General features: G+C 67.1%; 21 protein-coding genes. 13 read left to right on the forward strand and 8 right to left on the reverse strand.

All coding sequences use genetic code 11. From position 1 onward, the window contains the following. Nucleotides 1–127: 127 nt before the first annotated feature. From ACZ5TV_RS10695 to ACZ5TV_RS10730, 8 genes are all read left to right on the forward strand, one after another. On the forward strand, nucleotides 128–1,981 hold the full coding sequence (locus tag ACZ5TV_RS10695; protein ID WP_379779990.1) for an ABC transporter substrate-binding protein: 1,854 nt from the start codon (nucleotides 128–130) through the stop codon (nucleotides 1,979–1,981). 108 nt (nucleotides 1,982–2,089) lie between these two features. Further along, nucleotides 2,090–3,160, forward strand: coding sequence for an ABC transporter permease (locus tag ACZ5TV_RS10700; protein ID WP_379779992.1), 1,071 nt, complete (start codon nucleotides 2,090–2,092; stop codon nucleotides 3,158–3,160). Continuing rightward, nucleotides 3,157–4,893, forward strand: a complete 1,737-nt coding sequence (locus ACZ5TV_RS10705) for an ABC transporter permease (protein WP_379779994.1) — start codon at nucleotides 3,157–3,159, stop codon at nucleotides 4,891–4,893. Before ACZ5TV_RS10700 ends, ACZ5TV_RS10705 begins: the two co-directional genes overlap by 4 nt. Further along, the gene (locus ACZ5TV_RS10710) at nucleotides 4,893–6,269 is read left to right on the forward strand and encodes an ABC transporter ATP-binding protein (RefSeq protein WP_379779996.1); all 1,377 of its coding nucleotides are present in this window, start codon (nucleotides 4,893–4,895) and stop codon (nucleotides 6,267–6,269) included. Before ACZ5TV_RS10705 ends, ACZ5TV_RS10710 begins: the two co-directional genes overlap by 1 nt. Next, nucleotides 6,266–7,645: an ABC transporter ATP-binding protein gene (locus ACZ5TV_RS10715; RefSeq protein ID WP_379779998.1), complete on the forward strand. Its 1,380-nt coding sequence runs from the start codon at nucleotides 6,266–6,268 to the stop codon at nucleotides 7,643–7,645. Before ACZ5TV_RS10710 ends, ACZ5TV_RS10715 begins: the two co-directional genes overlap by 4 nt. Before the next feature lie 4 nt (nucleotides 7,646–7,649). Next, a complete protein-coding gene (locus ACZ5TV_RS10720) occupies nucleotides 7,650–8,060 on the forward strand; it encodes a DUF7555 family protein (protein WP_379780000.1) in 411 nt (136 codons plus the stop codon). Between the two features lie 50 nt (nucleotides 8,061–8,110). Continuing rightward, nucleotides 8,111–8,626: a DUF7529 family protein gene (locus tag ACZ5TV_RS10725; RefSeq protein ID WP_379780002.1), complete on the forward strand. Its 516-nt coding sequence runs from the start codon at nucleotides 8,111–8,113 to the stop codon at nucleotides 8,624–8,626. Nucleotides 8,627–8,732: 106 nt separating this feature from the next. Continuing rightward, a complete protein-coding gene (locus tag ACZ5TV_RS10730; RefSeq protein WP_379780004.1) occupies nucleotides 8,733–9,350 on the forward strand; it encodes a GNAT family N-acetyltransferase in 618 nt (205 codons plus the stop codon). A gap of 77 nt (nucleotides 9,351–9,427) precedes the next feature. Here ACZ5TV_RS10730 and ACZ5TV_RS10735 read toward each other — a convergent pair whose 3' ends face one another. The 4 genes from ACZ5TV_RS10735 to ACZ5TV_RS10750 are packed head-to-tail and all read right to left on the reverse strand — an operon-like array spanning nucleotide 9,428 to nucleotide 12,234. Beyond that, nucleotides 9,428–10,072 carry a 30S ribosomal protein S3ae gene (locus ACZ5TV_RS10735; protein ID WP_379780006.1) on the reverse strand — a complete coding sequence of 215 codons (645 nt, stop codon included), beginning with the start codon at nucleotides 10,070–10,072 and terminating at the stop codon, nucleotides 9,428–9,430. Beyond that, nucleotides 10,069–10,548, reverse strand: coding sequence for a KEOPS complex subunit Pcc1 (locus tag ACZ5TV_RS10740; protein WP_464383822.1), 480 nt, complete (start codon nucleotides 10,546–10,548; stop codon nucleotides 10,069–10,071). The genes ACZ5TV_RS10735 and ACZ5TV_RS10740 overlap by 4 nt, the downstream gene beginning before the upstream one ends. After that, entirely contained in the window at nucleotides 10,545–11,735 is a 1,191-nt protein-coding gene (locus ACZ5TV_RS10745; protein ID WP_464383823.1) for an exonuclease RecJ, read from the reverse strand. The genes ACZ5TV_RS10740 and ACZ5TV_RS10745 overlap by 4 nt, the downstream gene beginning before the upstream one ends. Before the next feature lie 34 nt (nucleotides 11,736–11,769). Beyond that, complete coding sequence (locus tag ACZ5TV_RS10750; protein WP_379783055.1) at nucleotides 11,770–12,234, reverse strand: 30S ribosomal protein S15; 465 nt, start codon at nucleotides 12,232–12,234, stop codon at nucleotides 11,770–11,772. A 336-nt stretch (nucleotides 12,235–12,570) separates the two neighbouring features. Here ACZ5TV_RS10750 and ACZ5TV_RS10755 point away from each other — a divergent pair, with 336 nt between their 5' ends. Then, a complete protein-coding gene (locus ACZ5TV_RS10755; RefSeq protein ID WP_379783057.1) occupies nucleotides 12,571–13,323 on the forward strand; it encodes a cadmium resistance transporter in 753 nt (250 codons plus the stop codon). A gap of 37 nt (nucleotides 13,324–13,360) precedes the next feature. Here ACZ5TV_RS10755 and ACZ5TV_RS10760 read toward each other — a convergent pair whose 3' ends face one another. Further along, nucleotides 13,361–13,747 (reverse strand): hypothetical protein, encoded by a 387-nt coding sequence (locus tag ACZ5TV_RS10760; protein ID WP_379783059.1) that lies wholly within the window; start codon nucleotides 13,745–13,747, stop codon nucleotides 13,361–13,363. Between the two features lie 118 nt (nucleotides 13,748–13,865). Here ACZ5TV_RS10760 and ACZ5TV_RS10765 point away from each other — a divergent pair, with 118 nt between their 5' ends. Together ACZ5TV_RS10765 and ACZ5TV_RS10770 are read left to right on the forward strand one after the other, a co-directional pair. Continuing rightward, nucleotides 13,866–14,588, forward strand: coding sequence for a PHP domain-containing protein (locus tag ACZ5TV_RS10765; RefSeq protein ID WP_379783061.1), 723 nt, complete (start codon nucleotides 13,866–13,868; stop codon nucleotides 14,586–14,588). A gap of 19 nt (nucleotides 14,589–14,607) precedes the next feature. After that, nucleotides 14,608–15,780 carry an asparagine synthase C-terminal domain-containing protein gene (locus ACZ5TV_RS10770; protein WP_464383824.1) on the forward strand — a complete coding sequence of 391 codons (1,173 nt, stop codon included), beginning with the start codon at nucleotides 14,608–14,610 and terminating at the stop codon, nucleotides 15,778–15,780. A gap of 349 nt (nucleotides 15,781–16,129) precedes the next feature. On the opposite strand, the gene ACZ5TV_RS10775 is transcribed toward ACZ5TV_RS10770, so the two are convergent. After that, nucleotides 16,130–16,756, reverse strand: a complete 627-nt coding sequence (locus ACZ5TV_RS10775; protein ID WP_379783072.1) for a uracil-DNA glycosylase family protein — start codon at nucleotides 16,754–16,756, stop codon at nucleotides 16,130–16,132. Between the two features lie 315 nt (nucleotides 16,757–17,071). Between ACZ5TV_RS10775 and ACZ5TV_RS10780 the strand changes: the two genes are divergently transcribed. Further along, nucleotides 17,072–17,245, forward strand: coding sequence for a hypothetical protein (locus ACZ5TV_RS10780; protein WP_379783074.1), 174 nt, complete (start codon nucleotides 17,072–17,074; stop codon nucleotides 17,243–17,245). Between the two features lie 213 nt (nucleotides 17,246–17,458). Beyond that, on the forward strand, nucleotides 17,459–18,190 hold the full coding sequence (gene psmB, locus ACZ5TV_RS10785; protein WP_379783076.1) for an archaeal proteasome endopeptidase complex subunit beta: 732 nt from the start codon (nucleotides 17,459–17,461) through the stop codon (nucleotides 18,188–18,190). Between the two features lie 104 nt (nucleotides 18,191–18,294). On the opposite strand, the gene ACZ5TV_RS10790 is transcribed toward psmB, so the two are convergent. Further along, entirely contained in the window at nucleotides 18,295–19,038 is a 744-nt protein-coding gene (locus ACZ5TV_RS10790; protein WP_464383825.1) for a protein sorting system archaetidylserine synthase, read from the reverse strand. A 96-nt stretch (nucleotides 19,039–19,134) separates the two neighbouring features. After that, nucleotides 19,135–20,175, reverse strand: a complete 1,041-nt coding sequence (locus ACZ5TV_RS10795; RefSeq protein WP_379782381.1) for a Brp/Blh family beta-carotene 15,15'-dioxygenase — start codon at nucleotides 20,173–20,175, stop codon at nucleotides 19,135–19,137. Between the last annotated feature and the right edge of the window lie 147 nt (nucleotides 20,176–20,322).

The raw sequence follows: 20,322 nt of genomic DNA on the forward strand, positions 1-20,322 counted from the left end.
CCACTTTTATTCTGTTATAAAATACTATAAATACTTCTTTTGAAACCCTTTCTTTTGTGTACTGGGTACCTGAAGGTTGTTGACATACCGGGAAGGATTTATGTAGTTATGTCTGAACAATCAAGATATGCTGGACTCAGACCCAGAATCGGAACTCGACAGCACGAACCGCCGCCGCGTCCTCGGCCTCCTCGGTGGAGGGACGGCGGTCGCCCTCGCCGGTTGCGCCGACGACCCGGGTGATGATGACGACGGTGCCGACGACGATGGTGCCGATGACGACGGTACGGACCCGGGTGACGGCGAGCCCGACACCTCCGAGCTCAACCTGATCAACAGCACGTTCGACGAGCTGGACCCGATCATGTCGACGGACACGGCGTCCTCCGCCGTCATCACGCAGCTCTACGAGAACCTGACCGCCTTCCCCAACGGCGTCCCCGAGATCGAGAACCAACTCCTCGAGGAGTTCGACGTCTCCGAAGACGGGACGACGTGGACGTTCACCGTCCGCGACGACGTGACGTTCCACGACGGCAGCGACGTAACTGCGGACGACGTGGTGTACTCCTGGCGGCGGACCGTCGAATCGCCCAACACCGAACGCCGGAGCTTCAGCCTCAATCAGCCGGTCGGGCTCGGTATCGATGTCGAACTCGATGACGATGGCAGCCCCGAACCGGGCACACTCGCCGTCGAAGCCGTCGACGACCAGACGGTCGAACTCGAACTCGTCGGTCCGAACCCCGACGCGCTCGACGTGCTCGCGTACAGCAGCTTCTCGATTATTCCCGAGGGGTACGTCGGCGACATCGAGGGGTACGACGGTGAGGTCACCCACCAGGAGTTCAGCACCGAGGTGGCCAATGGGACCGGCCCGTTCGAGCTCGACTACTTCGACGTCGACGAGGAGGTCCGTGTCGTCCGGAACGACGACTACTACGGACACGTCGCCGAGGTTCCCGCGGTCCACTGGGAGATCATCGAGGACGATCAGGCCGCGTGGACGTACGCGCTCGAGCAAAACGCGGACATCTTCGAGATCCCGACGTTCGCGTACGAACCGGACGCGATCGACGCGGAAACCGACGACCGGAACCGGGAGGTCGGGACGTACGGCCCCGCCGGCGAGCTGAACGAGGAGGTCAACTATATCGGTATCTCGGAGCTCAGTACGTTCTACTTCGGGTTCAACGCCTCCAACACCGACCGTGCGGTTCGGCAGGCGGTCGCGTACGTCCTCGACAAGGAACAGGTCGTTGAGGACGTGTTCGCGGGCCGCGGGACGCCGGCGTACAGCTTCCTCCCGCCGGGGATCTGGCCCACGGGCGCGGACGGCTACAACAGCTTCGTCGACGACTATCCGTATAGCCTCGGGGAGAGCGACCTCCAGGGGGCACAGTCGGTGCTCGAGGACGCCGGCTTTACCGCTGACGACCCGGCCGAGATCACGCTCACGACGTACGTGAGCGAAGTGTTCGAGACCGCGGCCGAGCTCATCCGCGATCTACTCGCCGGCAGCGGGGTCGACATGGAGCTCGAACAGTCCGAGTTCTCCGTGCTCCAGAACCGTGGTGAGGACGGCGACCTCGAGATGTACACGCTCGGCTGGATCTGGAGCTGGCCGGCCGCGCCGTACGGCAGCTTCCAGCTCGAACCGGAGAACACCAACACCAGCACGATGCCCGGTGAGACCGACGGGTTCTACCTCGACTGGCATACCCAGCTCGGTGAGAGCGACAACGCCGACAAGGCCCAGGAAGCGTGGGAGCGCGCGGTCGACAACCCGCTGCCGGAAGACGAGGGGCTCCGCCAGGAGGCCTACGTCGAGATGGAGGAGGCCGTCCGCGACGACGCCGTGTTAGTGCCCCTGTACCACGGCTTTACCGAGCGGTTCTGGTACGACTACGTCGATGTACCGGCCACTGGAGCGCTCGGCGCGCACTGGCAGCAGTACAACACGACCACGATCGAACAGTAACCGTCACTGCGCTTCGGGCCCTCCCGAAGCCTTTAGATAGCTCCTCAAACACCCTCTGATATTAGTGTAAGCCATGATACTCACGATCACGACCCCGTGTGAGCCGCGATGACGCGTTGGGAGTACTTTATCAAGCGCATCCTGCTCACGGTCCCGGTACTGTTTATGGTACTGACGTTCCTGTTCATCATGCTCCGGATGGGCCCGATCGACCCCGTTACGGCCCGATTAGGTCCGGAGGCGGACGGGACGGACGCGGAGCTGATGCGCGAACGCCTGGGGCTCAATGATCCCTTGTGGGAACAGTACGTCGATTTCGTCACGAGCTTTCTGACGTTCGACTTCGGCCAGTCGTGGGTCGTTCAGGCGGAGCGTGACATCCTCGACATCGTGATCAACTCCGCCCCACCGACGCTCTGGTTAGGCTTCTGGGCGATCCTGCTACCGCTGTTCATCGGGATCCCCCTCGGCTTTTACGCCGGACTTAACCCGAACTCGTGGGGCGATTACACCGCCTCGTTCGGGGGTATCCTCTGGCAGGCGCTGCCGAACTTCTGGCTGTGCGTGTTAGCGCTGGCTGCGCTCCGGCGGACACGGGACGGCGGCGGCCCGTTCGGGTTCGACTGGTACACCTTCGGTCCCGACTTCACCGAGCGAGGGATCAGTATCACCGGAACGCCGGACTTGGGCTGGGTCTCGACGACCGACGTCTTGTTCCTTCCCGTCCCCTACGTCAACGACTGGACGGGACTGTTCATCGACGTCAAGCTCATCCTGCCGGCGGCGGTCATCCTCGGGTCCGCGTCGATGGCGGCGGAGCTCCGTATCGGCCGGACCGCGATGTTGGAGACGATCAACGCGAACTTCGTCGAGACGGCGAAAGCGAAGGGGTTGACGAACCGCGTGATCGTCTGGAAGCACATCTTCCGGAACTCCCTGATCCCGCTGTTGCCCGTCATCACCAGCGAGGCGTTCCTGCTGATCGGTGGCTCCGTCATCGTCGAACAGATCTTCAACATCAACGGGCTCGGCCGGATATTCTTCCAGTCGATCACGCAGGGTGACCTCCCGATGGCGGGAGCGCTGTTGTTCATTTTCACGCTGATAATCCTGTTTTTGAACATCCTACAGGACTTCCTGTACACCGTCATCGACCCGCGTGTGGGGTACGATAAATGAGTTCGACACAACAGAACCCGGAGTATGAGGCGGAGGGCAGCGACAAACCGTTCCGTGACCTCCTCGTGGAGAACCCGCGACCCGCCCTGATCTGGGTCGGCGGCGTGGTCATACTAGCGCTCCTCGAGATCGGGCGCGTGTTCCACGGGATCGGCCAGACCTTGGATATCCTCGCGTTCCTGCTCGGTGGGCTCGCGGATGTCCCCGGCTACGTCGGTGGGAACGTCGGCGAAGCGGCGGGATCGGTGGTCGGTTCGGTCGCCGCGGGCATCACGGCGCTCGTGATGTTGGCCGCGATCACGATCCCGTTCGCGGGATACGTCCCGGATCGCGTCGTCGACGCGCTCGGGACCGACCTCTCTCGGAGTCGTCGCCGCCGGGCGAAACGCGTCGGATTGCTCGCCACCTTCGCGGCTGGTGCGGCGCTGTTGGCGTTAACACCGGTCGGCGGGCTCTTTTCCAGCGCGGCGGGGGTGCTCACGAGCACTGTCGACTCCTTGGCCTCGTCGCTCCCGGCGCTCACTAGCCGTGAGACGATCCCGAACCAGGGACACCGAACCCCGAGTGGCGGCTGGGAGGGGACGTTTATGGGTCTCTCCCCGGCGTGGGCGTGGGGTATCCGAACCGCGCTCGTCCTCGTGTACGCCACGCTGTGTCTGATCTGGGCGTGGCGCGGGTTTGATATCTACCGGGAGCACTACCGCGCGGCCGACTGGACGCCGACCGACGACACGATCCGTCGGTTCCGAAGCAACTACTGGGGGCTGTTCGGGTTCGCGATCGTGTTCCTGTTCGTCGTGCTCGCACTGTGGGCACCCGCGGTCAGCCCGGTGGAAGCCCAGCACAACATCTACGAGCCGAACTCCCACGAGTTCGAGTACCTATCAGAGGACGGCGAGGTCGAGGCGATCACACACGTGTTCGCGAACCTCGACAGCCGATCGGACGGGCAGAACACCATCGGGGTCATGAGCTACGACGACTACGGACGATGGGCACCGATGGGCACGACCAACAGAGGCCAAGACATGATGACACACCTATCGTACGGCGCACGGACGTCGCTCGTGATCGCGTTGACGGCCATCATCCTCGGCGCGCTCACTGCGGTCGTGCTCTCGCTGCTCGCCGCCTACTACAAGGGCATAACCGATATCGCGACGGTGCTCACGAGCGACACGATACAGGCGGTGCCAGCCCTACTGTTGATCATGTTGCTCTCCGTCATCTTCCAGCAGGGGAATCATCCACTGGCACAGCCACTTGACGGTGGATTCCTGTTAGCACTGATATTTGCCTTCACCCTTTGGCCGGGGATGTGGCGGGCGATCCGTGGGCCGTCGTTACAGGTCGCCGAACAGGAGTGGGTCGACGCCGCGAAGAGCTACGGTCAGACCCCGTTACGCACCATGCGGAAGCACATGGCTCCGTACATCGCGGGGTATATCCTGATCTACGCGTCGCTGCTCATCGGCGGCGTCATCATCTCCACGGCGGCGCTGACCTTCCTCGGACTCGGGATCAACCCCCCGACCCCCGAGTGGGGGCGGCTGATCAACGGCGGGCAGTCGTTCGTCGCCACGTCCTCGTGGCACGTCGCGACGATCCCGGGGCTCGCTATCGTCTTCGTCGTCGTCGCGTTCAACGCGCTCGGTGACGCGATCCGCGACGCGATCGACCCCGAGGCCGACGTCGACGAGAGCGAGGCGGCGACCGCCGGAGGTGGTGCCTGATGGCGATCGACGATCGCGAGGACGCCGTCGGCTCCTCGGGACCGACTGCCGCGGCTCGGTCGTCCGCCGACGGGCCGCTCATCGACGTGAGGAACCTCCAGACCGCCTTCTTCACCGAGAAGGAGACGATCCGTGCCGTCGACGGGATCTCCTTCGATATCGACCCCGGCGAGACGGTCGGGATCGTCGGCGAGTCCGGCAGCGGTAAGAGCGTGACCGCCCGGTCGCTGATGGGGCTCATCGAGTCACCCGGGCGCGTCCTCCGGGGCAGCAGCATCCGATATCGGGGTATCGAAGCGGTCCGGGCGTTCGCGGACGAGTTCTCGAAACGAACGGTCGATATCGCCGACCTCGAGGCAGCGTACGATCCGGACGAACTGTTCGGATCGACGGCCGCGACTCCGGAGGAGTTCGGTTACGCAGACCCGGCGTCAGTGCCACTCGTCGACGTGGCGGCGGCCGGCTACACGGACGAGATCGGGTTGACGAGCGGTACCGAGTGCGTGTTCGTCACGGACGGCTCCGCGTCGACGCCGGAGGAGATACGGGGCGGATTCATCGAGATCAGTCGGCTGTCGGGCGAGCCACAGCGGAAGATGCGCGGCGGGCGGATCGCGATGGTGTTTCAGGACCCGCTGACGAGCCTGAACCCCGTGTACACGGTCGGTAACCAGATCAAGGAGTCGCTCAGACAACACCAGGGGATCCGCGGCAAGGAGGCGACACAGGAGGCCGCGGACCTCCTCGAGGCCGTTGGCATTCCGGACGCTCGCCGCCGAGTCGACGAGTACCCTCACCAGTTCTCCGGGGGGATGCGTCAACGGGCGGTGATCGCGATGGCGCTCGCGTGTGAGCCGGAGATGCTGATCTGCGACGAGCCGACGACGGCGCTCGACGTCACCATCCAGGCGCAGATCCTCGATCTGCTCGCCGAGATCCAGGAATCACGTGACGTCTCGATCATGTTCATCACACACGACATGGGCGTGATAGCCGAGGTGTCCGACCGTGTGAACGTGATGTACGCCGGCGAGATCGTCGAATCCGCGGACGTGATACCGCTGTTTGAGGACCCGAAACACCCGTACACGCGCGGATTGCTCGAGTCGATCCCCGGTGGAAACGTCGACGGAAAGCTCTCGACGATCGAGGGAAGCGTCCCAACGCCGAACGAACCGGCCACGTACTGTCGGTTCGCCCCGCGATGTCCCAAGGCGTTCGACGAGTGCCACGAGGTCCACCCGGTACCGATACGCGTCGAATCGGAGGGCGAATCCGACCACACTGCGTCCTGTCTCTTGTACCCATCGGACGTGCCGACAGCGGAGGCGGTGGCCAGACACAGCCGGCGGAACCAAGCAGGTGAGGAAAAATGAGCGGAGACACGATAGAAGCCCCTCCGGACGGGGTACGGGACGACGGCACGGACAGTACGGGTCGGGAGACGATGGTTCAGCTCCGCGACCTACAGACGTACTACGAGAGCGGCGGGATCTTCAACGACCGCCCGGTCAAAGCGGTCGACGGCGTCAGTTTCGACATCTACCGCGGCGAGACGCTCGGTCTCGTCGGCGAGTCGGGGTGTGGCAAGACGACGCTCGGACGGACCCTCATCCAGCTGGAGAAGGCGACCGGTGGTGAGGTGCTGTTCGACGGCACCGACATCACCGAGCTCAGAGGGGACGACCTCTACGAGTGGCGGCGGAACGCACAGATGGTGTTCCAGGACCCTGACTCGAGCCTGAACGACCGGATGACGGTCGGTGAGATCGTCCGTGAACCGCTCGATGTCCACGGCTGGAAAACGCCCCGCGAGCGACGAAACCGTGTGAAACAGCTGCTCGATCAGGTCGGCCTCTCACCGGAACACTACTTCCGGTATCCACACCAGTTCTCGGGCGGGCAGCGCCAGCGGATCGGGATCGCTCGCACCCTCGCGCTCAATCCGGAGTTCATCGTGCTCGACGAGCCGGTGAGCGCGCTCGACGTCTCGGTCCAGGCGGAGATCATCAACCTCCTCGAGGAGCTCCAAGACGAGCTCGACCTCACGTACCTGTTCATCGCACACGACCTCTCCGTCGTCCGGCACATCTGTGACCGGGTCGCGGTGATGTACCTCGGGAACATCATGGAGATCGGGCCGACGGAGGAGCTGTTCACCGATCCCGCGAACCCGTACACGCACGCGTTGCTGTCGGCGATCCCCAAACCCGACCCGACACAGCGTCGTGACCGGATCACGTTGCACGGGACGCCGCCGAACCCCCGATACCCGCCGAACGGGTGTCCGTTCAGTACGCGCTGTCCCGCGCGGATACGCCCGAAGGAGTACGAGGACCTAGACGACGAGATCTGGGACGGGATCAACGCACTCCGGGAGATCCTCCGTGAACGGATGCGTGCCACCCGGTCGATCCGGGAACGGCTCCGTGAACGGTTCGACATGGAAACCCGGTTCGCGACGATGGACGAGACGTACGAGGAGCTGTTCGGTCACCTCGACGTGCCCCCGGACGCCGAGGACGTTCTCCAGCGTGTCGCCGAGATCGCCGGGGACCACGACGAACAGCGCGCGCTCGACGCCCTCGACGCGGAGTTCGGAAGCATCTGTGACGGCGTCGATCCGGACGGCGGCGACGAGACGATCGAACCGGCGTACTACACCGTCAGCGATGCCGGTCGGGAGAGCTACTGTCACCGCCACGATGACCGGTTCCGCGAACCTGCACCCGTTCTCGACGACCGGCACTAGGTGGATGCGACTCCCGTCACACAGCCGCGTCCGTCGCTCGTTCCGCGTGTGGGTCGACGCGATCGGCTACGCGCTCGTCCTCACCGCCGTGGTGACGACCGCCGCGGTCGTGCTCGGGATCGCGACCGGCGGCGGGTTCGTCCGTGGGAAGTTCTTCACGTTCCTCTCGGGATGGGTCCTCGTCGGCTACGCCACGGTCCGGTTGTGGCCCAAACGAGGCGAAGAGGAAGGGGAATCGCTGTCGGGCACTCGACGGACTCGCTTCCAGCGGGCGGTCGCGTCGGTGCCACCGGTTCGCTGGATCCGGACTCCGCCGCCGACCGAGCGTGTTCGGGTCGCGGGCAAGACCTTTCTCGGCGGCGTTCTCACCCTGTTCGCGTCCGTCGTGATGGAAGTCGGCTTCGGGGTCGCATAAGACCCGGCTCGAAAAGAGTTATGCCGCCCGCCCCGCGACCACTCGATACGATGTCACACGAGGAGCAGGACCCCTTCGTCCGTCGCCGTGAGAGCCTCGGCGAGGCGCACACGAAAACGTGGGAGCGGACCCTCGAAGAGGCACGAATGCTGGTCGATGAACGGGAGGAGGACGACTGGGCGGTGACGTACGTCATGTCCGCTCACACCGACACGGTCAGTAAGGACATGGGCGAGCACGATCGGTTCGGGCTGATGCACGTGTTGCCGAACAACTATGCCGACCGGTTCTCGGAGGCATTCGACCCGGACGGGTTCGACGAGTTCCTCGTGTATGGGACCTCCGTCAACGGCGTGATGTTCGTCATTCTCGAACTGATCGATCCGGACGCGAAACGGGCGATCGTCGTCCCCTGTTCGTACGACATGACGACGGGGCAGGGGATGTCGGAGGCGGCTGCCGAAGAGGGCGCGTTGCCGAGCTACTTCAAAACTATCGACGGGGAGATCCTCGGCCGCTTCGACCACGAGGAGATCGAACCGCTGGTGACGCCGCCGAACGCATAGCCCGCATTCGCGTCAGCCTCCTCGTTTACCGTCCTCCCCGTTAGGCGTCCTCCCCCGTCCACCCGTTCTCGAAGCGTTCTTGTTGGCCGTCCGAGCTCGCTGTGGTATGAAGTTCCGGCGACTCCCCGCGATGGACGACGCGCTTCGGCGGTTCGCGACCGATCTATGGCTTCCCTACCATCGAGACCTCGCGGACGCCGCCGACGCACACGCGCTGGCGGACGAACCCGACGAGTGGTTCATCGAACGGAACGTCGCGTTCACCCGCGATAGACTCGCCGAGGACGGGTTCCGCGGCTGGGTCGTCGTCACCGCGACCGATGCCGATGGCGACCCCGACGACCGCGATAACGACTCCGACGACCGCGATAACGACCCCGCCGACCGCGATGGCAGCGAGGACACCGGCGTCGACCCCGCGACCGCGCCGCTGACCGACCCCCGGCTCGATCTCGTCGGGATCCTGTTCACGAGCGTTGACGCGTGTCCCGACGTGTTCGACCGCCCGGACCGGCTCGTGATCGGCGAGCTGTACGTCGCGGAGCCGTACCGCGGCACCGGACTCGCCGACCGCCTGCTGGAGCGCGCGCTCGTCGACGCCCGCGAACAGGACTGTGGCCAGCTCCGGCTCGACGTCGATGTCGACAACGAGCGCGCGCTCGCGTTCTACGAGAAATGCGGCTTCGAGCCGTATCGCAAGCAGCTGGTTCGCTCCATCGAGTGAGGGCGGTGTCGCCGCTTCTGTCGCTACGTGGGTGATAAACGGAAAAGCCGGTCGGTCGTGTCGCGCTCGACGGCGACCTACTCGCTGTCGACGGCCACTTCGTCGGCGTCGACGTCGACGGCGGCCTCCTCCTCGGCGGCGATCTCCTCGGGGCGCGCCTCGAGGGTCAGCTTCTGGACCTCGACGCGGCGCAGCGGGTAGATCGTCTTCGCCTCGCCGTAGATCGCCGACGAGAGGTTACCGTCGATGATCGCGTCCACGAACGCCTCGAAGGTGCGTTCCTCGGCGGCGGCGTGGACCTTGTCGATCATGACGCGACGGATCGCCTTCTCTTGGGAGCGGTCCGCCTTCTTGGTCGTCAACGCGACGGGCTGGACACGGATCCGGTAATCGTCGGTCGTCACGACCGTGATCGACGCCTCGACCTTCGACGCGCCGCGCCGGACGAGCGAGCGCAGGTAATCACGCGTCAGCTCGTACGTGATGAACTCGGTGTACGCCGTGTCGCTGCCCACGTCGGTGATCTTGAACGTGAGTTTGGTGTTGTTCGCGCTGGAGTCACCGGTGAGCTCGCCCAGCGTGGTCGTGATCGTGCGGCCGACCACCTGGTCGGGCTCCTCGGCGAGCGTCTCGCCGAGCACCGCGCGATCGAACTGTTCGGGTGCCAGTACGTCGTACCAGCGTTTCTGTCCTCTGCTCTTGGATACTGATCGTTCGCTCATGTGTTGATGTCTGCGTTGGTGTCGGTGTCTGCGTTGGTGTCGGTGTCCGCGTTGGTGTCGGTGTCCGCGTTGGTGTCGGTGTCCCCGTTGGTGTCGGTGTCCGCGTTGGTGCCGGTGTCCGCGTTGGCGTCCGGGCTCGTCTTCGCCCCCGCGTCGGTGTCGGTGTCCGCGTCCGCACCCGGCTCCGTCGTCGACGACCCGGTTGCCGCCGGCCCCGCGGACTCGATAACTCGATCGGCGACCCGGAGGTTCACCACGTAGTCGTCGACGGTCGACCGGAGTCCGCCCGTGGTCGGGCGCTCGATCGCCGCCTCGATCGTGTCGCCGTCGACGGCGACCGACATCGACTCGGTGTCGTCCGGGGCGAGCGCGGCCGCGACGACCGCGGCGTCCGCGTGGGTCGTCCGAACCGTGGCCGTCCGGGCCGGTCCGTCGGCCTCGTGTCCGGTCCGCCCGTTCGTCGCCCCGTCGCTCATAGCGCCTCCCGGAGCGCCGCGAGGGCCTCCGTCGGGTCGGCGTTCGGTTCGAGACCACCACGGGCTCGCGTCCCCCAGCCGGTACCGCCGAGCTCGGCTGCGACGGACCGACAGGCGTCGCCGAGGCCGACTGATTCCGTCGCGGCCGCCGCGATCCGCCCCGACGACTCGTCGAGGGCGATCGCGACGGGTTCGGGCGACCGGAAGTCCCGGACGAGCCGGGCGACCGTGGGGACGGTTGCAGGCGTCGCGTCGACGCGAGCGACGACGCAGCTGTCGTATCGGCCGGTCGTCGCGTCGTCGAGCGCGCGGTGTGCCGCCAGCCCGTGTTCCCGCCACGCGTCGCGTGCGGCCGTGACGAGCCCGTCGCTCGGGGCCGTCGCCAGCGACAGCGCCACGCCGGTCCCGGGTGCTTCGTGGGCGAGCGCGTCGAGAACGTCGGCGTAGCCACCCACGGTCTCGAAGGGGGTGCCGCTATCATCGATCGCGTACGGTCGGAGCGCGCGCTCGACCGTCGCCGGTGCCCGGGTGCTCGCTCCCGCCGCGGCTGCGGTGTCCACGGCGACCAGCGACGCGAGCCGCCGGTGTGCCTCGTTATCGGGTTCCGACGGGAGGTCGAGCGCGGCGACCGCGGCTCGCGTCGCCTCCGGGTCGCCGGAGTACGGGGCGCGAAGCAACGTCGACGCCGAGATCCCGTCCGCGAGGTCCGCGGTCGGGATCGCGACCCCTGGTCGCCTCGTCACCCGGCCCGCCAGCTCCGCCGCGTCGAGCGCGTCACTCGTCCCGTCGGTCCCGGGGATCGACCCGGCAGCGACGCTCCCGGCCAAGACAGTGACCGGGTCCGGATCACCGCCCAGCTCGCGAGCGACCGCGAAGGCGGTCGCGCTCGCCGGCCGCTTCGTGCCATCGATCCCATGCGTCGCCGGGGCACCCTCCGTAGCCTGCGCGCCGCCGCGTCCCCCGACCGTCACCGCGACTTCGTCGTCCGCCGTGTCGGGGACGGGATCGCGTGACACCCGGACCTGAAACGGCACGCCGCGCTCCCGGAGCGCTCCCGCGAGCGTCCCGGCGGCCGCGACGCTGTCCCCGTCGTCCGCGGCGACGAGCCGAACGAACGGCGCGTCGGCGAGGACGCTGGCGAGCGCGTCGGGCGTGGGCGTGGTGGTCGTGGTTTCGGTTTCGGTCACGGTCGGGGTTCGGCCTCGATTCCGTTCGGTCGCGTTATTCTAACAGCTCGACGGCGTTCTCGTAGGTGTACGTGAACTCCTCGTCGAGCTCGTCGCCGCGGTAGTAGTTCACCAGGCGGCGGATCTTCGACTCCGTGTTCTGGAGCGCGCGCTTGTTCTGGTAGTCCTGGCCGTTCTCGGCCATGTGCTCGCGCAGGCGAACCGCGCGGGCGAGCAGGTTACGCAGGTCCTCCGGGAGATCCTTGCGAGCGTCGTGCTCCTCGAGGATCTCGGTGACCTTCTTGCCGGTCGCCAGCTTGACGTCCGGGATCGGGGTGCCTTTGACGCCCTCGTCACGGAGTTTGAGTCCGATGACGCTGGGGTCGTGACCCTGTTCCGCCAGTTCGACGACGCGGGACTCGATGTCCTCGGCGTCGACGTCGCTCCACTCCGGGTTCTCGTCCGTCGCCGGCTTGTCCGAACCGGACGAACCGCGACGGCGCGTGTGCATTCGTGCCATTGTGTGAAATTGGAACGGCACAACCGCGAGACGTGACCGCGCCGCCGCGCGACGCGACCTTCGGGGCGCTCGTCGGACGAGCGGCTCCCGGCCTGTCGGCCCGCGCGTTGCGGGCCGGCGTGGTCGCGCCGTCGGAGACGACGGTGCACTGCTACGTTCCCAAGCCGTGGGCGAACAGACCCCGGCGCGTCGGATCCGCAGCTGTGCTGTTCCCATCGAACACCTCGCCGTCGCCCCTCTTAAGCGTGTTCTTGTCCGTACGCCGCGTGAAACACTCGCGTCCGACCCACGTCCAAGGTGCGAACTGTTTTGCTTCCGGCCACCCGGCGTTCAGCCGTGGAGTCGTTTCTCACCGTCGCGATCGGGTTGTTCGTCCTGACCAACCTCGACATCCTGCTCGTGACGATCGCGTTCCGTCTCGACGACGCGTACGCGACCATCGAGATCCTGATCGGGTACACCGTCGGCGTCGTCGTCGGCTTGGCCGCGGCCGTCGTCGGGGGAGCCCTCGCGGCCGAGCTGCTACGGGGCGGGGCGTTCCTGCTCGGGGTCGTCCCGCTCGGACTCGGGATCTGGGGGCTGGTTCGGCGACGACCGGAGACGGGCGCCCCGAGCGCCCCAGGGGACTTCGGTGCCTCGGTCGGCCCAGGCGAACCGGACGAACCGGACGAACCGGACGAACCGGACGAACTGGACGAACCGGACGAACCGGACGAACCGGACGAACCGGACGAACTGGACGAACCGGACGAACCGGACGAACCGGGCGAACCGAGTTCGACGGCCGGGACTAGCAGACAGCCGAGCCGCCGGGGACGGATCGGCGTCGTCTCCGTCACGGCTCTCGGCTTGAACGGTGAGAACCTGGCGGTGTACGTCCCGTTCTTCGCCGGGTTGGCACCGATAGAGCGGCTCGTCGTCGTGGCCGTCTATCTGCTCGCCGCCGCCGTCCTGTTCCTCGTCGCGCTTGGCGGAGCACACCTCGCCGGCGACACCGATCATCCGACGTGGATCGATCGGTGGATCGTCCCGACCGTTCTGGTGTTCGTCGGTGGCTACGTCCTCGTCTCCGGGTGGCTCGCGGCGTGAAACCGACCGACCCCCACGGCGTGCTACCGATCCCGTCTTATATACTGCTCGCGCGGTACGCGTCGATCGATTCGGCGACGAGGTACACGGCCGCCGCGACGCCGGCGACGCCGAGCGCGATCGTCCCGACGGTGACCGGCCCGACCGCAACGCCACCGGCGACGATGTAGGCGACCCCTGCCGAGAGTACGACCGCGAGAGTCGCGACGTACCGCCACCGCGCCGCCGCCGGCACCATCCCGTCGTCGTCGCGGATCGCGAGATAGAGGTGTGCCCCGCCGAAGATCGCGCCGTACGAAACCAGTGCGACGACGCTGATCGCGGACCTGGACTCCGGTAGCAGCCCGGCGGACTGGACGCCGAGGAGGACGAGGAAGGTGATCCCGACGGTTCCGAGGTGGACCTTCGTGTCGCGAGAGACCATACTCACGCGTCTCGGGTTGAACCGTATCAGTCTTCGGCCGTCCTCGCGCGGTACCGTTGCGCTCGCTCTCGCGGGTCGTACCGGGCCGCTTTTCACCGCTACCCGCCAACGATAAGTCGTGCTATCGGTCGAGCTGCATACCCATTCCGCGCTGTCCCACGACGGGCGCGACCCGGTCGAGCTCCTCTTGGAGCAGGCGGCCGCGGTCGGGCTCGACGCGCTCGCCGTCACGGACCACGACGAGATCGACGCCAGTATCGAGGCGGCCGAGCTGGCCCCCGACTACGGACTCGTCGGTATCGTTGGCATGGAAGTGACCTGTGCGGCCGGCCACGTGCTCGCGTTCGGCATCGACGAGGCGATCGAACCCGGGCTCCCCTTCGACGAGACGCTCGACCGGATCCACGATCAGGACGGGGTTGCGGTGGTCCCCCACCCGTTCCAGAAGTCGAGACACGGCGTCGCCGCGCATATCTCCGACGAGCAGCTCGCGAGCGCGGACGCCATCGAGGTGTACAACTCCCGGCTGTTCACCGGGCGCTCGAACCGGCAAGCGGAGAAGTTCGCGATCCGCCGGAACCTCCCGATGACCGCCGGCAGCGACGCGCACATCTCCGAGATGGTCGGTCAGGCCGTCACTGAGGTCGGCGCGGACGAGCGCTCCGCCGAGGCGATCCTCTCCGCGATCGCCGACGGCCGGACCAGCGTCGTCGGGAAGCGGACGCCGTGGCGCGTCTCGATCCGCCAGTTTGCCGGCGGGGCGAAACGCCGAGCGTTCCGCGCCGTCGACCGACTCCGACGGGCGGGACCGACCCGTGACCGGCCCGATCGGGATGACTGACAGCGGTGATGCGGACGACATGAGCGACCCAGGCGGCGCGGACGACGTCGGTGGGACGGACAACGGAGACGACATCCGCGGGGCGACTCCGACGCTCGTCGGCAACGCCCTCCGTGACCGCGATCCGCTCCCCGGCACCTGCGGGTTCGCGGGCCGCCTCGCCGCCCCGCCGGACCGGCCCGGCCCAGTCCTCGTCCGCGACGTGCTCGGGCGACAACCGCTGTTCGTCGACCGCGACGCCGACGACCCGACACGCTCGTCGGCGTGGGACGCCGACCGAAACGCCCTCGTTGACCCCGTTTCGGTCCCCCCCGGAGCCGTCGTTTCGGCGGCGGGTACCGACGCCGTCTGGTCGCTCCCCGACCCCGATCCCGCCGATCCGACCGTCGCGGCAGGGGCCGTCGCCGACGCGATCGAGGGGGCGCTCGGGGACCTCCGGGACCCAACGGGCGACCTCGCCGTCGCCTTCTCCGGGGGCGTCGACTCCGCGCTCGTCGCCTCGGCCGTCCCCGATGCCCCGTGCTACGTCGCCGGCTTCGAGGGGTGTCACGACGTCGCCGCCGCCCGCGCGGCCGCGGCGGCGCTCGACCGCCCGCTCCGCGTGGTCGAGATCACCCACGACGACCTCCGCCGGGCGATCCCCGAGGTCGCGGCCGCGACGGGGCGTCGGAACCCGATGGATCTCGGGATCGCCATCCCGCTATACCTGACCGCCGAGGCGGCCGCGACCGACGGGTTCGACCGGCTGGCCGTCGGACAGGGGGCGGACGAGCTGTTCGGCGGGTACAGCAAGGTGGTCGAGCCCGCGGACGACGACCGGGTCGACGCCGACACGGTCCGCGGCGCTCGGCGGGAGACCGTCGGCACGCTTCCCGACCAGCTCGAACGTGACGTCCTCGCGCTCCGTGCCGCGGGCGTCGAGCCCGTCGCGCCGCTGTTGGACGACCGGGTCGTCGCCGCCGCGCTCCAGCTCCCGGACGAGCTCCTTGCGACGCCGGACGAGCGGAAGGTCGCACTCCGCCGAGCGGCGGCCGACCGGCTCCCGGCGTCGGTGTGGCGCGCGGACAAGAAAGCGGTCCAGTACGGGACGTACGTCTCACGGGAGCTGGACCGACTGGCGCGGCAAAACGGGTTCAAACGCCGGATGGACGACCACGTCGGACAGTATATCGAGTCCCTGCTCGCCGAGTAGTCGAGCTCGCTCGCGCTCGGCGTCGCCCGCGCTCGACACGGTGCGTGTCGCCGCCGAAAAACCGGCCCGTCGGGGCCGGTACTGACCAAGCTGCCGCGGTGGAGTACCAGTCCTGCGGCCGACGCCCGTTCGATCCGGGCGTCTACCTACCGATCGATGGGTACGGTATAAAATCCACCAAGTCGCGACAAATATAACCTCACCGATCCCCTGTTATTGGGACAAACGTCGGATGATCGATCGATATCAGGACCGATCGTAAAGATATCTCCCCGTCGGATCCGCGGAATCCGACGGGGTTCCGATCCGGCTCCTCCGGCGGTCGACGCTGTCATACACGATAGCCGGCTCACCGGACGAGATAGGGATCGCTGCCGGCGATGAACCGCCCGAGGTCACTTTCGCGACGGAAATCCGTCGATCGGAGCTGGCGGAGCGCCCCGACGAGCTGCTCCGAATCTCCGTTGGTCCAGTCCGCCGGGTCCTTGATCGGGAGGACGAGCCACCCCGACCCGAGCAGCTCCTCGGCGTGGAGTGTCTGCATGTCGATCTCGGTTTTCCACGCTCGCGCCGTGTACTGGCGGAGGACGTGCTCGGTCGCACGGGCCCCGACCGGGAGGAGTACGTGCGCGGCGATCGCGCGCAACTCCGCGTCGAAGAACCGCTCCATGTCGTCGTACGACCCCTCGGTTGGCTCCCCGTCGGCGACGCACATGTGGAGGTACGAGAGGAACGTCCGGTCCGTGGCGACCGGGTCGACCTCGGCGAGCAGGCCCGCCTCGGCCAGCGCACCGAGGAAGTCGGCCGACCACGGCTCCCCGGTGAACGGGACCGACTCGTCGACGCCGCCGTGGACGCCCGGGTGATCCCCGATCACGTGGAAGTCGGCGTTCGCGTCGCCGTACCCCGGCACGAACGACGGACAGTCGGGCTGCATACCGAACGGGTTGCTCGTCCGGTCGGTGACGTTCTGCACGGGACCGAGTACACGACCGAACGGTAATATCCCGTTCGGTCGACGGCGACGCGCCGCCCGGCCCGGCGACCGGCGTTCCGTTCCGTCCCGTTTCATCCCGCGACGCAGGTAGGCGCATGCCCCGCGATGGATTTCCATAAGTTATGAATACGAACCGGATTCGACCGGCTTGTGATACGGCTCTCGTGGCGGAGACGCGTGGTGGTTTCACGGATCGGGAACGTTTCCGAAAACCGCATGACTCCGACGGGGTCAACCGGATCTCCGCGACACAAGAGTTATATACGGCCTCCCGTTGGAGGGTATCGAAGACCCATGTTCGATCGCATCCGCACGGCGGCCCTCTTCGGACTCCACCAGGCGACCGTCGCCATCGGGATCTCGCTGCTGCCCGTGGCCGTGTTCGCCCGCGAGCAGCTCGGCATCAACCTCCCGATCCACCGGCTCGTCGAGACCACCGGCGAGGCGTACGAGCGCGCCGACGAGTAACTCGACCGTCCGTTTTCCGTCGCCCGTTTCCGTCGCGGAGCGACCGCCTCCTCCGACGTTGCAGCGGCCGCTCGCCGATCTCTTGGCGGCGGTCGCTCCCGCCCTCGATCGCCTCGACGCACCGCCTCGCCCGCTCGCGGATATGACCGTCGGAACCGGCGGCGGCCCCCCGAAGGGTTGCCTTTATCAGCGCGAGGGGACAACAAGTCGGTAATGCGAACACCGACTGACGATCTCTCGGACGGTCCGTCCGTCGAGCTCGGCCGCGACCAGCCCGTCTTCGGGCCGGAGCTCGGCGAGTTCGAACACAGCGAACGCCGTGCCGCCCAGGCTGACGGCGAGGGCGAGATGAAAACCGGCACCACCACGGTCGGCATCCGCGCCGGCGACGGCGTTGTGATGGCGACGGACATGCGCGCCTCCCTCGGCGGGATGGTCTCCTCGAAGGACGTCCAGAAGGTCGAGGAAGTCCACCCGCGCGGCGCGCTCACCATCGCCGGCTCCGTTTCGGCCGCCCAGAACCTCATCTCGACGCTCAAAGCCGAGACGAACCTCTACGAGGCCCGTCGCGGCAAGGACATGTCGATGGAAGCGTTGTCGACGCTCACCGGGAACCTCCTTCGCACGGGGGCGTTCTTCATCGTTCAGCCGATCCTCGGCGGCGTCGACGACGAGGGTGCACACATCTACTCCATCGACGCCCTCGGCGGCACGACCGAGGAGGAGTACACCGTCACCGGCTCCGGCTCGCAGTACGCCCTCGGTGTGCTCGAACAGGAGTATCACGACGACATCACCGTCGACGAGGCGAAGACGGTCGCCGCGAAGGCGATCCAGTCCGCCGTCGAGCGCGACCTCGCGTCCGGCAACGGGATCAACGTCGCCGTCGTCACCGACGAGGGCGTCGACATCACCCGCTACAAGAGCTTCGACGACCTGCTGTAAGCGGTCACCAGCGGTCCCGGACCGACCCAATTCCTCTGACGGCCGTTTGGCCGTTCGATCCTGTCCTGTTCACGTTCTCTCGGGGGCGGTGAGGCCGCGGTTCCTCACTTGCCGAGCTCGCCGTCCGAACCGCCGATCCCGTCGCCCCAGTAGAACGCCGGGCCCAGGATCAGGTACGCGGACGCGAGGAACAACAGCGCGAACGCGAACCCCTCGCCGATCCACGGCGGGAGCATCGGCGTCGCCATCCGTCCGAGCGGCGTGAGGATCACCGCGGCCTGGACGAGCCCCATCACCATCGCGTCCTGCGCGTGGAGGTCCGGGTAGGTGATCGTCGACCCCATAAGCAGCGCGAACACGGCGGTCGCGGCGACGAGCGGGACCGGGTCGGTGTAGCCGGCAAGGACGACGGCGGCCAGGAGCGTCGCCGCGAGCGTCGTCGGCACCCCGACGGTCTCGCGGCTGTCGCTGTCGTACGCGATGTACAGGCCCAGCCGAGCGACCGCGAGCGCGACGAACGTGGCGGCGGCGGTGAGGCCGACACCGACGAGCAGTGGGTCGGCGGCGAACGAAGCGGCGTCGAGGACGACGACCGCGACGAGGGCAGCGGGCGCGACCCCGAAAGAGGCGACGTCAGCGAGCGAGTCCAGATACGGGCCCGCGGGCGTCGAACCGCGGTGTCTGGCGACGACGCCGTCGAGGCCATCGGCGATGGCAGCCAACAGGATCAGCCGAGCCGCGAGCGTAACGTCGACGGTGGCGGCGATCACGGCTAAGAAGCCGACTGCAGCGTTTGCCACGGTGACCGCGTCCGCGAGACCGAGCCGATCGACGAACCGCAGATACATACCGGATCGGTCGACGAGCCGGGTTTTAGGGTTTATTATCCGACGGACGCCGTTGGCCCCGATCGATCGGCCCGTCGACCCGTTCCGTGTCTGGGATCAGGGGACGTGCCAGATACCTCGACCGAAGTCGAGCCACTCGCCGACCACGACGTGCGGGAGCGCAATGATACACACGAAGATGGTGTAGAAGGCGACCGCGCCCGGCAGCAGCGACGCGCCGGCCAGCGGGTTCGGGGCCACGGTCCACAGCAACGCCGCCACCAGCGCGGTCACGAGCGCGCCGACGACGAGGACGCCCCACGCCATCACCACCGAGACGCCCTCGGTGCGGCTCGGTCGGGCCTTCTCGACGACGATGCTCCGACCCGACTGGCGCAGGGAGTACCACAGCGGGAAGTACAGTCCGATGGCGACGACGACGGGGACGAACGCGAAGAACGCGACGAGCAGCGAGGTTTCGAGCACGTCGTAGAGCCACGACGTCGAGACGCCGGCGGTCGCGAGGCCGCCGCCGAGGTGTGCCAGTACGGCCACTCCGTACACCGCACCGAGGACCGTGACGAATCCTTCGGGGTTCGAGGCGGCCGGACCGACGAGCGTTCCGCCGAAGACGTTCAGCATGTATCCTGTGAACGCGTAGAACGTCTCGGTCCAGAACACCGCGGGGACGATCATCACGGCACCGCCGCGGACGAACGCGGCGAGCGCGCGCTGTGGACGGGAGACGAGGTGGTCGCTCCCGACGATCGCGTCCATCACCCGGAGGTCGCCGTGCCCGCCTTTCGCGACCGCGGTCCCGAACGCGATCGCGAGCGCCGGCAGCGGTGCGAGGACGAACAGCGCGATGAACCCGGCCACGAAGCCGAGGTACAGGACGACGTAGCGCGCACCGAACGGGAGACCACGCCGCCGAAGGTTCGAGAAGTGCTCGTACCCGCCGTGTGGCAGGTTCAACGCGACCATTCCGACGAGGTAGACGAGCATCTGCGTGTGTAAGGCCAGTTCAGTCCCCGTCGCGTACAGGGCGGCGAACCCGACCGTCAGGACGAGCAACGCGCCGCGGGAGACGTCGATCGCGGCCCGTTCCGGTTCGTCGAAAAGGCGACTGCGGGCGAAACTCGCGCTTGACGTCGACATGAACGCACCTACGTTATCCGCGGGGTTGTGTGCTCAGTCGGATTATTTCGTTCTTTAAATAGTTCCCGGCTCGGTGGCTGCCACGTCGGTGGTCGCTGCGTCGATGGGCGTCACGTCGGTTGACTCGCGCTCGCGCCATAGCACCAA

Source organism: Halorubrum tibetense, from assembly GCF_055396225.1.